Annotated in this window: 11 protein-coding genes, 2 pseudogenes and 1 riboswitch; of the genes and pseudogenes, 3 read left to right on the top strand and 10 right to left on the bottom strand. The window is 66.5% G+C overall.

What is annotated here, in order from left to right:
• Positions 1 to 85: 85 nt before the first annotated feature.
• From PA01_12995 to PA01_12950, 10 genes and pseudogenes are all read right to left on the bottom strand, one after another.
• Entirely contained in the window at positions 86 to 523 is a 438-nt protein-coding gene (locus PA01_12995) for a polymer-forming cytoskeletal protein (protein ID KON79441.1), read from the bottom strand.
• 44 nt (positions 524 to 567) lie between these two features.
• Entirely contained in the window at positions 568 to 942 is a 375-nt protein-coding gene (locus PA01_12990; protein ID KON79440.1) for a hypothetical protein, read from the bottom strand.
• Between the two features lie 12 nt (positions 943 to 954).
• Positions 955 to 1,352: pseudogene (locus PA01_18990) on the bottom strand (M23 family metallopeptidase).
• An 864-nt stretch (positions 1,353 to 2,216) separates the two neighbouring features.
• On the bottom strand, positions 2,217 to 2,993 hold the full coding sequence (locus PA01_12980) for a ribosomal large subunit pseudouridine synthase B (protein ID KAI5912374.1): 777 nt from the start codon (positions 2,991 to 2,993) through the stop codon (positions 2,217 to 2,219).
• Positions 2,994 to 3,223: 230 nt separating this feature from the next.
• Positions 3,224 to 3,766: pseudogene (scpB, locus tag PA01_12975) on the bottom strand (SMC-Scp complex subunit ScpB).
• The gene (locus tag PA01_12970; protein KON79439.1) at positions 3,747 to 4,577 is read right to left on the bottom strand and encodes a segregation/condensation protein A; all 831 of its coding nucleotides are present in this window, start codon (positions 4,575 to 4,577) and stop codon (positions 3,747 to 3,749) included. Before PA01_12970 ends, scpB begins: the two are co-directional and overlap by 20 nt.
• Positions 4,578 to 4,651: 74 nt before the next feature.
• A complete protein-coding gene (locus PA01_12965; GenBank protein KON79438.1) occupies positions 4,652 to 5,854 on the bottom strand; it encodes a tryptophan--tRNA ligase in 1,203 nt (400 codons plus the stop codon).
• Positions 5,855 to 5,863: 9 nt separating this feature from the next.
• Positions 5,864 to 6,523 (bottom strand): site-2 protease family protein, encoded by a 660-nt coding sequence (locus PA01_12960; protein KON79437.1) that lies wholly within the window; start codon positions 6,521 to 6,523, stop codon positions 5,864 to 5,866.
• Between the two features lie 138 nt (positions 6,524 to 6,661).
• On the bottom strand, positions 6,662 to 7,291 hold the full coding sequence (locus PA01_12955) for an L-threonylcarbamoyladenylate synthase (GenBank protein ID KON79436.1): 630 nt from the start codon (positions 7,289 to 7,291) through the stop codon (positions 6,662 to 6,664).
• A 78-nt stretch (positions 7,292 to 7,369) separates the two neighbouring features.
• Positions 7,370 to 8,212 (bottom strand): PHP domain-containing protein, encoded by an 843-nt coding sequence (locus PA01_12950; GenBank protein ID KON79435.2) that lies wholly within the window; start codon positions 8,210 to 8,212, stop codon positions 7,370 to 7,372.
• A gap of 119 nt (positions 8,213 to 8,331) precedes the next feature.
• Positions 8,332 to 8,419, top strand: a riboswitch (glycine riboswitch).
• Positions 8,420 to 8,616: 197 nt separating this feature from the next.
• Here PA01_12950 and gcvT point away from each other — a divergent pair.
• The 3 genes from gcvT (at position 8,617) to gcvP (ending at position 13,183) form a co-directional block, all read left to right on the top strand.
• The gene (gcvT, locus tag PA01_12945) at positions 8,617 to 9,699 is read left to right on the top strand and encodes a glycine cleavage system aminomethyltransferase GcvT (protein ID KON80334.2); all 1,083 of its coding nucleotides are present in this window, start codon (positions 8,617 to 8,619) and stop codon (positions 9,697 to 9,699) included.
• Between the two features lie 110 nt (positions 9,700 to 9,809).
• Positions 9,810 to 10,196: a glycine cleavage system protein GcvH gene (gcvH, locus tag PA01_12940; GenBank protein KON79434.1), complete on the top strand. Its 387-nt coding sequence runs from the start codon at positions 9,810 to 9,812 to the stop codon at positions 10,194 to 10,196.
• 68 nt (positions 10,197 to 10,264) lie between these two features.
• Positions 10,265 to 13,183 (top strand): aminomethyl-transferring glycine dehydrogenase, encoded by a 2,919-nt coding sequence (gcvP, locus tag PA01_12935; protein ID KON79433.1) that lies wholly within the window; start codon positions 10,265 to 10,267, stop codon positions 13,181 to 13,183.
• Positions 13,184 to 13,206 lie beyond the last annotated feature (23 nt).

Here is a 13,206-nt window from a genome sequence, read left to right as displayed (position 1 = left end):
TGGTGCATGGGCGGTGCCGGAGCGACACTGCGAAGCCGCTATTCCATTATTGCCGGCGGAATCCGGCGGGTGATGGCCGTGCCGGTTATTGTTCGATCGCGCGTCCCGGCAGCGAGGCTGCGACCGAGATGTCGACGACCTTCCTGTCCGCGCTGGCCTCTTCGACCTTCTCGAGTCGCCCGTCGACAACGGCGCCGCAGTCCATCTGCAGCTGCCGGTAGATGATATGTCCCGACACATGCGCGCCGTCCTGCAGTTCGAGGAAATGTTCGACTTCCAAGTCGCCCTCAATGCGGCCATTGACGACCGCGTCATGCACACGCACTCGCCCGGTGATCGTCCCCCGGTTGCTGACGACCAACAGACTGCGTTCGCCTTCCTTGCCGAGGACGTTGCCTTCGATCTTTCCGTCGACCCGCAAGCCCCCGGAAAACAGCACGTCACCGACGATTTCGAGATTGTCTGCGACCAGGCTGGAGAGCTTGGTGACCTGGATTGCCTTGTTGCGCTTGCGTCCGAACATCGCTTTCGTCCCTCGAATGGCACCTCGCCGGGCGCGCAGGAGGCTCAACGGGCCGGAGGTGCACCCTTCGTCGCCGACTTGATGAATGCCAGCTCTTCCCTGATCTGCTTGAGCTCGTCGTTCAGGCTGATTACCTGGCGTTCGAGCTCGCCCCGCGTCGCCAGTTCCACCTCGAGATCGAAGCGCGCCTTGCTCAGCGCGTCCTGCAGCTCGCGGTTGTGCTGCCGCATCGCCGACAGCGACGACTCCGACGCGAGCCGATCCTCGAAATATCGGACGCCGAGCCCGAGCATCACCACGACGACGACGACGAGCCCCCACAGGAGCACGATGCGCTTGAGCCCGTACGTCGGATCCGACGTCAGGATGTACGAGTCCCGAGTCAGATTGCGGTTGCTGTAACGACGGCGCGACGGCATCGCCCGGACTGCTCAGAACTGCGCGAGGTACGACGCCGGATCGACGATCAGACCGTCCTTCAGGACTTCGAAATGCAGGTGCGCGCCCGTCGAACGCCCGGTGGAGCCGATCGACGCGATCCTGTCTCCCGGCAACACGACCTGGCCGACTTTCACGTGGAGCTTCGACGCGTGCGCGTAGCGCGTCGCGAGGCCCCGCCGTGGTCGATCTCGACGGTCAGTCCGTAATCCGGACGGCGGCCGGCGAAGATCACCCGCCCGCCTGCGCTGGCGGAAATCTGCGTGCCCGTCGGTGCCGGAAAATCGACGCCGCTGTGAAAGGCAAGTCGACGCCGGAACGGATCACTGCGATTGCCGAACCCGGATGAAATCCCGACGCCGGCGACCGGAGAGCGGCCCGGGAACGACATGTGAGCGAGGCTGTAGCTCGTGGCGAGCCGGTCCAGCCCGGCGAGCGTCTGCGCGAGGTGCTCGACGTCGCGCTCCATTTCGGCGACTTCTGCGGCCAGCAGTCCTTCCGGCTTGCCGTCCGGCGCCGCCGCAGCTCGGGGCGGCGCCTTCAGGCCGGACGCTGGCGCCTCTGGCGCACGTGCGGGAACCGGCTGCAGCAGCGGCCCGCCGGACGGGGAACCGAGCGGGGTTTTTGCGATGCGCCCGGGTGGGGAGTCGGCGGCGACGTTTTCGGTGATCCGTGTTTCGAAATCCTTGATCGCGCCGATCCGCTCCGTCAGCGCGGCCGCCTCGGCCTGCAACTGGACCATGCGACCCGACAGTTCGCCGAAACGGCCGATCAGCAGGTCGCTTTGCGACTCGGCAGGCACCACCGGGGCGGCTTGGGGAGGATTCCGGACCTTGCCGTCCACCATGTAACCAAGCGCGAAACCGCCGGCAAGCGCCGCAAACACGATCGCGACGATGACGCCGGCAAAAACCCGGGCGCTGATCGTGTGCATCCGCGATTGTGTCAGCGTCCCGGCGGAAAGAATGACGAAAGCCATCCTTGTCCTCCTGTTCTGTCCACTCGCCGGCGCTGTTCGCACCGCGTCGCGGACGGGCTGAAAAACGAGCCCCGGCGCTTTGCATTTGCGCAAACTTTTATCGCCGGAACAAAGTTTTCGGAGTCTAGCACCAAAGCGCGGCGCAGAGGCAAGCTCGCACCCGGCCCGCTCGCCGCCGGCCCGCAGTCGGCGCCGATGCAAAAAATTCCTCCGCCGATCTTCGCCAGCTCCGAGCCGGCGCAGCGTGGATCTGCCGCGCCCGCTATCGGCTGCGCATCACCTCGGGGTGGTGCGATGCAGGCGCGTCTTGCGCACCTGCTCGCCCGGACGCGCGGCCTGGCCCGCTGGTTTCGGCAAGCCGGCGAGCGCGCACACCTCGACTTCCGGCATCTCCATCCACATGCCGCGCTTGAGCCGCGACGACAGCGTTACCGGGCCGTAGCGCACCCGCATCAACCGGCTGACGGTGAGGCCTACCGCTTCGAACATGCGCCGGACTTCGCGATTCCGGCCTTCGGAAAGGGTAACCCGGTACCAGTGGTTCGCGCCCTCGCCGCCTTCGTCGGAAATCGACGTGAATCGCGCGAGCCCGTCCTCGAGCTGGATGCCGGTCTTCAGCGATTCGATCTGTTCGTCGTTGAGCTGCCCGAGCAGGCGCACCGCGTATTCACGCTCGAGTTCGTAGCGCGGATGCATCAGGCGGTTGGCGAGCGTGCCGTCGTTCGTGAACAGGAGCAGCCCCGACGTGTTGAAGTCGAGCCGCCCGACTGCGATCCAGCGCCCCTTGCGCAGGATCGGCAGCCGCTCGAACACCGTCGGGCGCCCTTCCGGGTCCTCGCGCGAGACGATTTCGCCTTCGGGCTTGTGGTAGATCAGCACGCGTGGCGTGCGCACCGTGAAACGCAACGGAATCAGCTTGCCGTTGTATTTGACGCGGTCTCCCGGGCCGATTTTCTGGCCGAGTTCCGCAGGCAGGCCGTTGACCGAGATTCTCCCGGCAACCACCCATTCCTCGATTTCGCGGCGCGAGCCGATACCGATCTGCGCCAGCACTTTCTGCAGCCGCTCGGGTTCGGCAAGCACGCTGTTTTCCTGTTCGCCGCGCCCCCGCCTCCCGGCGCTGCGGCGCGCGGCGGCCGTGCGAGCCGCGCCCCTTCTCCGGCGCCGGCCGTCGTCGGGCGCCCGCCGGCACGCGGCGCAGGCCCTGGCGGATGCCTCGCGGCCGCGGCCGCTTCAGCGTTCTTCTTCGTCGGGGCCGCAGCGGCCGCTTCGATTTCTTTGGTGTCGACAAGATCCATGATCCTTTCAATTTCGGTTAAGGCGGGCAATTCGGTCAGGCTGCGCAGCCCGAGGTCGTCGAGAAAGCGCCGCGTGGTCGCAAACAGTGCGGGGCGGCCGGGCGTGTCGCGGTGACCGACGACGTCGATCCAGCCGCGCGATTCGAGCGTCTTGAGCACGTTCGGCGAAACGGCGACGCCGCGGACGTCCTCGATGTCGCCGCGCGTCACCGGTTGACGGTAGGCGATGATCGCCAGTGTCTCCAGCACTGCACGCGAATATCGCGGCGGCTTTTCCTGCTTCAGCCGGTCGAGAAAGACCTGGTATTCGGGCCGCGTCTGGAAGCGCCAGCCCGAAGCCACCTGCACCAGTTCCGCGCCGCGATCCGCCCAGTCGGCACGCAGGTCCTCGAGCACACGCCGGATGAAATCCGCGCCCGGATCGACGTCGAACAGCTGCCGCAGATCGCCGACCGGCAGAGGTGCCGATGCCGCGAGCAGCGCCGCCTCGACGATGCGCTTGCAGTCTTCAGGCGTCGTCGGCTGCATCGGCGAGCTTCACGTATATCGGCGCGAAAGGCTCGTTCTGCGCCACCTCCACGAGCCTTTCCTTGACCAGTTCGAGCACCGCGAGAAAACTCACGACGAGTCCCGCAGGCCCGCGCGCGGGTTCGAACAGCGTGTCGAACACGACAAACGCGCCACCGCCGAGCTTGCGCAGGATCGCGCTCATATGCTCGCGCACCGACAGTTCGTCCCGTCTCACCTGGTGATGCTGCGTCAGGCGCGCCTTCTTCATGATCTTCAGCCACGCGAGCTGAAGGTCGTGCAGGCTCACTTCGGGCAGCCGCTCGACGATCTTCTCGGCGACGAAGATGCTCACCCGCTCGTAGTCGCGCTCGGCGCGCGGCAGCAGCTCCAGCCGTGCCCCCGCCCGTTTCATCTGTTCGTAATCGAGCAGCCGGCGAACGAGTTCCGCTCGCGGGTCGCTGTCGTCGTCGGGGCCTTCGCGCTGCGGACGCGGCAACAGCAGGCGGGACTTGATCTCGAGCAGCGTCGCCGCCATCAGCAGGTAGTCCGCCGCGAGTTCGAGATTGTGTCTGCGCATCGCCTCGACGTAAACGAGATATTGCGCGGTCAGCGCTGCCATCGGGATGTCGAGGACGTTGAGATTCGATTTGCGGATCAGGTACAGCAGCAGATCGAGCGGTCCTTCGAACGCTTCGAGGAACACCTCGAGCGCGTCCGGCGGGATGTACAGGTCCTTCGGCATTTCGAGCAGCGGCTCGCCGTAAAGGCGCGCGACGGCCTCGATCTGGGCGACCGTCTCCGCGGGAAGGCGTTCGAGAGGAAGATTCATTGCGGAAGACGTCCGAAGCCGGGCGGTTCGACCGTCGCGCGGCGGCGCCAGGGCCGCCTCGCCGACCGGGCGACTCAGGAGTACGAAAGCCCCATTGCCGCGCGCACGTCGCGCATCGTCTCCTCGGCAAGCTCGCTCGCACGCTCGCAGCCCTCCGCCATGATCCGGCGCAGCAGGGCCGGATCCTCGACGTAAGGCTGCGCGCGCTCGCGCATCTGGGCCTGCTCCTGCAAGATCGCGTCGATGACCGGCTGCTTGCACTCGAGGCAGCCGATGCCCGCGCTGCGACAGCCCTCCTGCACCCACGCCCGCACGCCGTCGTCCGAATAGATCAGGTGGAACTGCCACACCGGGCACTTGTCGGGGTCGCCCGGGTCGGTGCGGCGCACGCGCGCCGGGTCGGTCTGCATCGTGCGTATCTTCTTCGAGATCGAGTCGGCCTCCTCGCGCAGGAAAATCGTGTTGCCGTAGCTCTTCGACATTTTCTGGCCGTCGAGGCCGGGCATGCGCGCCGCCTCGGTCAGCAGGGCGCCGGGTTCGACGAGGATCATCTTGCCGGTGCCTTCGAGATAACCGTGCAGCCGCTCGCGGTCAACGTGGCCGAGGCTCTTCGCGTCCTCGATCAGCACCCTGCCCTGATCACGCGCCGCATCGTCGCCTTCCTGCTGGAAACGCGTGCGCAGTTCGGCGTACAGGCGGGCGTTCTTCGCACCGAGCTTCTTCATCGCTTCCTTCGCGTTGTCCTCGAACCCCGGCTCGCGCCCGTACAGGTGGTTGAAGCGCCGCGCGATCTCGCGCGTGAACTCGACATGCGGCAGCTGGTCTTCGCCGACCGGCACCTTGTCGGCGCGGTACAGCAGGATGTCGGCCGACATCAGCAGCGGATAGCCGAGGAAGCCGTACGTCGACAGGTCCTTGTGCTCGAGCTTTTCCTGCTGATCCTTGTACGTCGGCACGCGCTCGAGCCAGCCGAGCGGGCAGAACATCGACATCAGCAGATTGAGTTCCGCGTGCGCCGGCACCTTGGACTGGATGAAGAACGTCGCCTTCTCCGGATCGACGCCGGCCGCGAGCCAGTCGACGAGCATGTCCCAGACGCTGTCCGCGATGATCTGCGGGCTGTCATAGGCGGTCGTCAGCGCGTGCCAGTCGGCGACGAAGAACAGGCACGGATATTCCGCCTGCAGCTTGACCCAGTTCTTGAGCACGCCGTGGTAATGGCCAAGATGGAGTCGCCCGGTCGGGCGCATGCCTGAAAGAACACGTTCTGCGTACATGATCGGTAATTAAAATCCAAAAAGCGTCGCAAGAAGGACCCGGAAAGCGGCCATCATCGGCCACAGCAACTGTCCGAGCACCCCGGTGAACAGCAGCACGAGAAGGATCGGAAAGCCGTACGGCTCGATCCGCGAATATTTCCACGCCAGCCGGTGCGGCAGCAGGCTCACCGCGATCCGCCCGCCGTCGAGCGGCGGAATCGGCAACAGGTTCAGCAACATCAGCACCGCGTTGATCTGCATGCCCGCGTCGGCCATCTTCATCATCGGAATCGTGTAGCCGCTGTGCGGCGTGCTCACCGCAATCTTGAACAGCACCGCCCAGCCGATCGCCATCATGAAGTTCATGAACGGTCCGGCCGCGGCGACCCACAGCATGTCCGCCTTGGGCTGGCGCAGGCGGCTGAAATCCACCGGCACCGGCTTGGCCCAGCCGAACAGCACGCCCGCACCACCGAACAGGCTGCTGAGCGTCAGGATCGCGCCCGGGACGAGGATCGTGCCGACCGGATCGATATGCTTGAACGGGTTCAGCGTGATGCGACCGGCCAGGTGCGCGGTGGGGTCGCCGAAATGTCTCGCCACGTATCCGTGCGCCGCCTCGTGGAGCGTGATCGCAAGCAGCACCGGCAGCGCCCAGATGGCAATGGTGGAGATCAGCGAATCCATGACGTCACGGTGTAAAACGAGGCATTCTAGCAGAGCGTGGTCGCGCGCCCTTCATCGCCGTGCCCGCCCTTGGGCGAAGCCCGGAACTCCGGGCGGGTGCACCGGGTAAAGCGGTCGGGGTGGGGGCGGGACCGGGCACTATGCCTCGAGACCGAACGGCGACGGGTCGCCCTTCCCCGCGCGGACGAGCGCCGGAGCGCCGGACGTCAGATCGATGATCGTCGTCACTTCCGGCCCGCAGAAACCCGCTTCGATGACGAGTTCGACCTGTTTTTCCATGCGGTCGCGGATGTCCTCCGCGTCGGTCAGCGGCAGATCCTCGCCCGGCAGCAGCAGCGTCGAAGTCAGGATCGGCTCGTCCAGTTCGGCGAGCAGCGCGGCGACCACCGGATGGTCGGGGACTCTCAGGCCGATCGTCTTGCGCTTCGGGTGCAGGACCCGCCGCGGCAGCTCTTTCGTGCCTTCGAGGATGAACGTGTAAGGCCCCGGAGTCGTCGCCTTCAGCAAGCGGTACTGCATGTTATCGACTCGCGCATAGGTCGCGATCTCCGACAGGTCGCGGCACATCAGCGTGAAATGGTGCCGCTCGTCCACCGCGCGGATCTTGCGGATGCGCTGCAGCACGCTCGCGTCACCGGTCAGGCCGCCCAGCGCGTAGGCCGAGTCGGTCGGAAACGCCACCAGGCCGCCCGATCGCATGATTTCGGCTGCCTGGCGAATCAGGCGCAGTTGAGGCTGCTCGGGATGAAGTACGAAATATTGAGCCATGGGGATTTTTCTTTTTCTTGATCTTGATTTTTTCGATTCTGATCGTCGGCGGCCGCACGGAACCCGGCCCGCCCGATTTCATTCCGACTTCGATTCGAGGAGCGACCATACCGGCACGAGATCCGGCGGCAGCGGCGAACAGCGCCCGAGATCGACCGGGCTTTCATTTTCGCCGTGGAAATCGGAAGCGCGCGACGCGAGCAGCTTGCGGCGACGCGCAACATTCGCGAACCTGAGCACTTCCGCGTCGCTATGCGCGCCGGAGACCACTTCGACCGCTTCGCCGCCGCATGCCGCGAAGCGGTCGAACAGGGTGTCGAGTTCCGCCTCGGAAAAGCGGTAGCGCGCCGGGTGGGCGAGGACCGCAATGCCGCCCGCGGCGTGGATCCAGCCCACCGCGTCTTCGAGCGTTGCCCATTCGTGCTCGACGTACCCGGGCTTGCCGCGCGCGAGATAGTGGCGGAACACCGTGCCGACGTCAGGCATCAGGCCGCTCGCGACGAGGTGGCGCGCGAAATGCGCGCGGCTCACGAGCGCGGGGTTGCGGGCGAACTTTCGCGCGCCTTCGAGCGCGCCGTGAATGCCTGCCGCTTCGAGCGCCGCGCCGATGCGCACCGCCCGCCCGTCGCGGCCGGCCCGCACTTCGGCGAGTCCGGCAAGCAGTCGGGGATGACGGTGATCGATGCCCAGGCCGACCACATGCACTGTCTCGCCGCTGAAGGAAACGGAGATCTCGACGCCCGGCACCAGCTTTATCCCGACTTCGGCCGCAGTCGCGATCGCCTCGTCGAGACCGCCGACCTCATCGTGATCGGTCAGCGCCAGCAGCGTCACGCCATTGGCCGCCGCGCGCCGCACGACCTCCGCGGGCGCGAGCCAGCCGTCGGACATCGTGGAATGGCAGTGCAGATCGGCGTTCATCGCTATCCTTTTCGGGCAGGTTCTGGTCATCGGACAGCGGCAAGTCCGCGAGGATCCGCGATGATAGCAAACAGGCTCGGCTTGCCGTTGCCAGTTCCGGTTCCAGAATGATATCGTCCGCCCGTCGCGCGGGAGAGCACTCTCTCCGAGAGTCGCCGAAGGCGTAACCCCCCAGGAATCGCTCAGGCAAAAGGACCGCCGACAGAACACAACTCTGGAGAGCGATGCGGGCCCGGAAACGTCGAAGCGTTCCCGACCGGCGCATCCACCGAAGGGGCACCCGGCAGCAGCCGGAATCTCTCAGGTACAAGGGACAGATGGGGCGACGCTCGCTTGGACGGGCCTCGCCCCGTTTTGCATTTCGACCTTCGTAACCGAACCGGTGTCACCCCAAGGAGCCTCCCGTGGCCAAACACACCCCGCTTCACGCCGTTCATGTCGCCGCCGGCGCCCGCATGGTCGATTTCGCCGGCTGGGACATGCCGGTGAATTACGGCTCGCAGATCGAGGAACACCACGCCGTGCGCCGCGACGCGGGAATGTTCGATGTCTCGCACATGCTCGGCCTCGACCTCGAAGGCCCGGACGCGACGACGTGGCTGCGCAGCCTGCTCGCAAACGACGTGGCCAAGCTGCATGAGCCGGGCAAGGCGCTGTACAGCTGCATGCTCAATCCTGACGGCGGCGTCATCGACGACCTGATCGTCTATTATTTCTCCCCGACTTCGTACCGCATCGTCGTCAATGCCGGCACGGCCGACAAGGACGTCGCGTGGATGCGCCAGCGCATCGCCGCGACCGGCGCGAACGTCACGCTTGAGAGCCGCCGCGACCTGGCGATGATCGCGGTGCAAGGGCCGAACGCACGCAACAAGACCTGGGCGGCGCTGCCCGACGTGCGCGCCGCGAGCGAAAGCCTGAAGCCGTTTTCGGCGGCCCGGGTCGGCGACCTGCTGATCGCGCGCACCGGCTATACCGGCGAGGACGGTTTCGAAATCACGCTGCCGGGCGCGCGCGCCGAAGCGGTCTGGAACGCGCTTGCCGCGGCGGGCGTCAAGCCCTGCGGGCTCGGCGCACGCGACACGCTGCGCCTCGAAGCCGGCATGAACCTGTACGGGCAGGACATGGACGAGACGGTTTCGCCGCTCGACGCCGGCCTCGCCTGGACCGTCGACCTGAAAGACGAAGCGCGCGATTTCGTCGGTCGCGCCGCGCTCGTCGCGAACCCCGCCCGCCGCACCGTGCTCGGCCTGGTCCTCGAGGACAAAGGCGTTTTGCGCGCGCACATGAAAGTATTCACCGCCGCCGGCGAAGGCGAAACCACCAGCGGCAGCTTCTCGCCGTCGCTCGAAAAATCGATCGCCTTCGCCCGCCTGCCGCTCGGCGTCGGGCCGGGCGAGGCGGTCGAAGTCGACATCCGCGGTCGTCGCCTGAAGGCGCACACGGTCAAGCTGCCGTTCGTGCGCAACGGCAAGGCGCTCGTCTGAACCCGTTCCCGTCTGAACCAATTCCCTCAAGGCACGCCATTTTCTTACGCGCTGCAAACGGCGTCGGACACTGTGTCCTGCGCCTAAAACCCTTACCCGTGGAGCCTCCCATGAGCAACGTTCCCACCAATCTGAAATACACCCGGTCCCACGAGTGGATCAGCGTCGACGCCGACGGCATCGTGGTGGTCGGCGTCACCGATCACGCCCAGGAAGCCCTCGGCGACGTGGTGTTCCTCGAACTGCCCGATGTGGGCCGCACGCTCGCCGCCGGCGAGGCCTGCGCGGTGATCGAGTCCGTCAAGGCCGCCTCCGACATCTACGCCCCGATTTCCGGGGAAGTCGTCGAATCGAACCAGGACGCGGTCGACGCGCCCGAATCGGTGAACGCCGACGCCTATGCGACCTGGCTGTTCAAGATCAAGCCGGACGGCGTGTCCGACCTCGGCAAGCTGCTCGACGCCGCCGGCTACGAAGCCGTCATCGCCAACGCCTGATCCCGCCTCAGCCGCATTCCCTCGGGGCCGCTGCGGCGGTCCCGGAACATCCAGTCGAGTCACCTGCCATGCCGAACGCCTCCCCCACCGCCGCGCTGAACGCGCCGCTCTCGCAGCTTGAACAACGCGACGCGTTCATCGGCCGCCACGTCGGTCCCAACGCGGCCGAAATCGCCACGATGCTTGCCGCCGTCGGCGCGCCCGACCTCGATACGCTGATCGACCAGACCGTGCCGCCGGCGATCCGGCTCGCTGCGCCGCTGCCGCTCGAAGGGCCGAAGCCCGAGCACGAAGCGCTCGCCGACCTGCGCGCGATCGCGGCGAAGAACGTCATCAGGAAATCGCTGATCGGCATGGGCTACTACGGCACGCACACGCCGGCAGTGATCCTGCGCAACGTCATGGAAAACCCCGGCTGGTACACCGCCTACACGCCGTACCAGGCCGAGATCGCGCAGGGCCGGCTCGAAGCGCTGCTGAACTACCAGCAGATGGTCATCGACCTGACCGGGCTCGAGCTCGCGAACGCGTCGCTGCTCGACGAGGCGACGGCGGCAGCCGAAGCGATGACGATGGCGCGGCGCGTCGCGAAGTCGAAATCGAACGTCTTCTATGTCGATGAAGCATGCTTCCCGCAGACGATCGACGTGGTGCGCACGCGCGCCGAACTGTTCGGCTTCGAGCTGAAGCTCGGTCCGGCGCAGGACGCCGCGAACGCGGACGCTTTCGGCGCCTTGCTGCAGTATCCGAACGAGCGCGGCGAAGTCGTCGACCTCAGCGGCACGATCGCCGCGCTGAAAGCGAAAGGCGCCATCGTCGCGGTCGCTTCCGACCTGATGGCGCTGGTGCTGCTGAAGTCGCCGGGTGCGATGGGCGCGGACATCGCGCTCGGCTCGGCGCAGCGCTTCGGCGTGCCGATGGGCTTCGGCGGCCCGCACGCGGCGTTCTTCGCGACGCGCGAAGCGAACGTGCGCGCAATGCCGGGGCGCATCATCGGCGTGTCGAAAGACGTGCGCGGCAAGACGGCGCTGCGCATGACGCTGCAGACGCGCGAACAGCACATCCGTCGCGAGAAGGCGAATTCCAACATCTGCACGTCGCAGGTGCTGCTCGCGAACATGGCTGGTTTCTACGCCGTCTATCACGGCCCCGAGGGACTGCGCACAATAGCGGCGCGCATCCACCGCCTTGCGGCGATCCTTGCCGAAGGCCTGCGGAGCGCGGGATTCCGCGTCCTCTCGAATGCGTTCTTCGACACCTTGCAACTCGAGACCGGCGGGCGGACCGCCGATCTGCTCGCGGCGTGCGACGCGGCGGGCTACAACCTGCGGCACACCGCCGGTGCCGTCCTCGGCCTGTCGGTCGATGAGACGACGACCGCCGACGACGTCGCGCGGCTGCTGTCGCTCTTCGGCGCCAGCACCGATGTCGTCGCGCTCGACGCGCGTGTCGCGGACGCGGGCGGGGCCATTCCCGCGGCGCTGCTGCGCGACGACGCGATCCTCGCCCACCCGGTGTTCAACACGCACCACACCGAGCACGAGATGCTGCGCTACCTGAAGAAACTTCAGAATCGCGACCTCGCGCTCGATCATTCGATGATCTCGCTCGGCTCGTGCACGATGAAGCTCAACGCGACGAGCGAAATGATGCCGGTCACGTGGCCGGAGTTCGCGAACCTGCATCCGTTCGCGCCGCGCGAGCAGGCGCAGGGCTATCTCGAGATGATCGACGGCCTCGCCGACTACCTGAAAGCGGTCACCGGTTTTGCCGCGATCTCGATGCAGCCGAACTCCGGCGCGCAGGGCGAATACGCCGGTCTCGTCGCGATCCGCCGCTACCACGACAGCCGCGGCGACACGCACCGGCGCGTGTGCCTGATCCCGAAGTCGGCGCACGGCACGAACCCGGCGACCGCGCAGATGTGCGGCATGGACGTGGTCGTCGTCGGGTGCGACGAACGCGGCAATGTGGACCTCGCCGACCTCGAGGCGAAAGTCGCCCAGCATGCCGACCGGCTCGCCGCGCTGATGATCACGTACCCGTCGACGCACGGCGTGTTCGAGGAATCGATCCGCGAGATTTGCGCGAGCGTCCATCGCCACGGCGGCCAAGTGTATATGGACGGGGCGAACCTCAACGCACAGGTCGGCCTGACTTCGCCCGCGACGATCGGCGCCGACGTCAGTCACATGAACCTGCACAAGACTTTCTGCATCCCGCACGGCGGCGGCGGACCGGGCATGGGGCCGATCGGGCTCGCCGCCCACCTCGCGCCGTTCATGGCCGACCACGTCGTCGCGGCGACCGGCGACGAGACGCGCCCGAACCGAGGCCAGGGTGCGGTCAGCGCCGCGCCGTTCGGCTCGGCGAGCATCCTGCCGATCTCGTGGATGTACATCGCGATGATGGGCGCGGCCGGGCTCAAGCACGCGACCGAAGTCGCGATCCTCAACGCGAACTACGTCGCGAACCGCCTCGCCGAGCACTACCCGGTGCTCTACACCGGCTCGCAGGGTCGCGTCGCGCACGAGTGCATCCTCGACATCCGCCCGATCAAGGCGAACACCGGCATCAGCGAAGTCGACATCGCCAAGCGGCTGATGGACTACGGCTTCCACGCACCGACGATGTCGTTCCCGGTCGCCGGCACGATCATGATCGAGCCGACCGAATCCGAGGATCTCGGCGAGCTCGATCGTTTCATCGCGGCGATGATCGCGATCCGCAACGAGATCCGCGAAGTCGAGAACGGCGCGTGGCCGGCGGAAGACAACCCGCTGAAGAACGCGCCGCACACGCAGGCGGATTTCATCGCTGCCGAGGGTGCGGAATGGAGCCGCCCGTACAGCCGCGAACAAGCGGTTTTCCCGCTGCCTTGGGTCGCCGAAAACAAGTTCTGGCCGAGCGTCAACCGCATCGACGATGTCTATGGCGACCGCAATCTTTTCTGCGCGTGCGTGCCGATGGAGGACTACGCGAGCTAGAATCGCCGTCCTTCGCCGGGAAG

This window comes from Azoarcus sp. PA01, from assembly GCA_001274695.2.
Lineage (GTDB): Bacteria > Pseudomonadota > Gammaproteobacteria > Burkholderiales > Rhodocyclaceae > Aromatoleum.
The sequence above is the reverse complement of the archived record's forward strand: the minus strand, read 5'-3'. Positions and strand labels throughout refer to the sequence as shown.

Excerpts from the sequence above, each read along its gene's own strand:
- PA01_12970 (KON79439.1), bottom strand. The coding sequence starts at position 4,577 with ATGAATCTTCCTCTCGAACGCCTTCCCGCGGAGACGGTCGCCCAGATC.
- PA01_12995 (KON79441.1), bottom strand. The coding sequence starts at position 523 with ATGTTCGGACGCAAGCGCAACAAGGCAATCCAGGTCACCAAGCTCTCC.
- PA01_12990 (KON79440.1), bottom strand. The coding sequence starts at position 942 with ATGCCGTCGCGCCGTCGTTACAGCAACCGCAATCTGACTCGGGACTCG.
- PA01_12960 (KON79437.1), bottom strand. The coding sequence starts at position 6,523 with ATGGATTCGCTGATCTCCACCATTGCCATCTGGGCGCTGCCGGTGCTG.
- PA01_12965 (KON79438.1), bottom strand. The coding sequence starts at position 5,854 with ATGTACGCAGAACGTGTTCTTTCAGGCATGCGCCCGACCGGGCGACTC.
- gcvH (KON79434.1), top strand. The coding sequence starts at position 9,810 with ATGAGCAACGTTCCCACCAATCTGAAATACACCCGGTCCCACGAGTGG.
- gcvP (KON79433.1), top strand. The coding sequence starts at position 10,265 with ATGCCGAACGCCTCCCCCACCGCCGCGCTGAACGCGCCGCTCTCGCAG.
- PA01_12955 (KON79436.1), bottom strand. The coding sequence starts at position 7,291 with ATGGCTCAATATTTCGTACTTCATCCCGAGCAGCCTCAACTGCGCCTG.
- PA01_12950 (KON79435.2), bottom strand. The coding sequence starts at position 8,212 with ATGAACGCCGATCTGCACTGCCATTCCACGATGTCCGACGGCTGGCTC.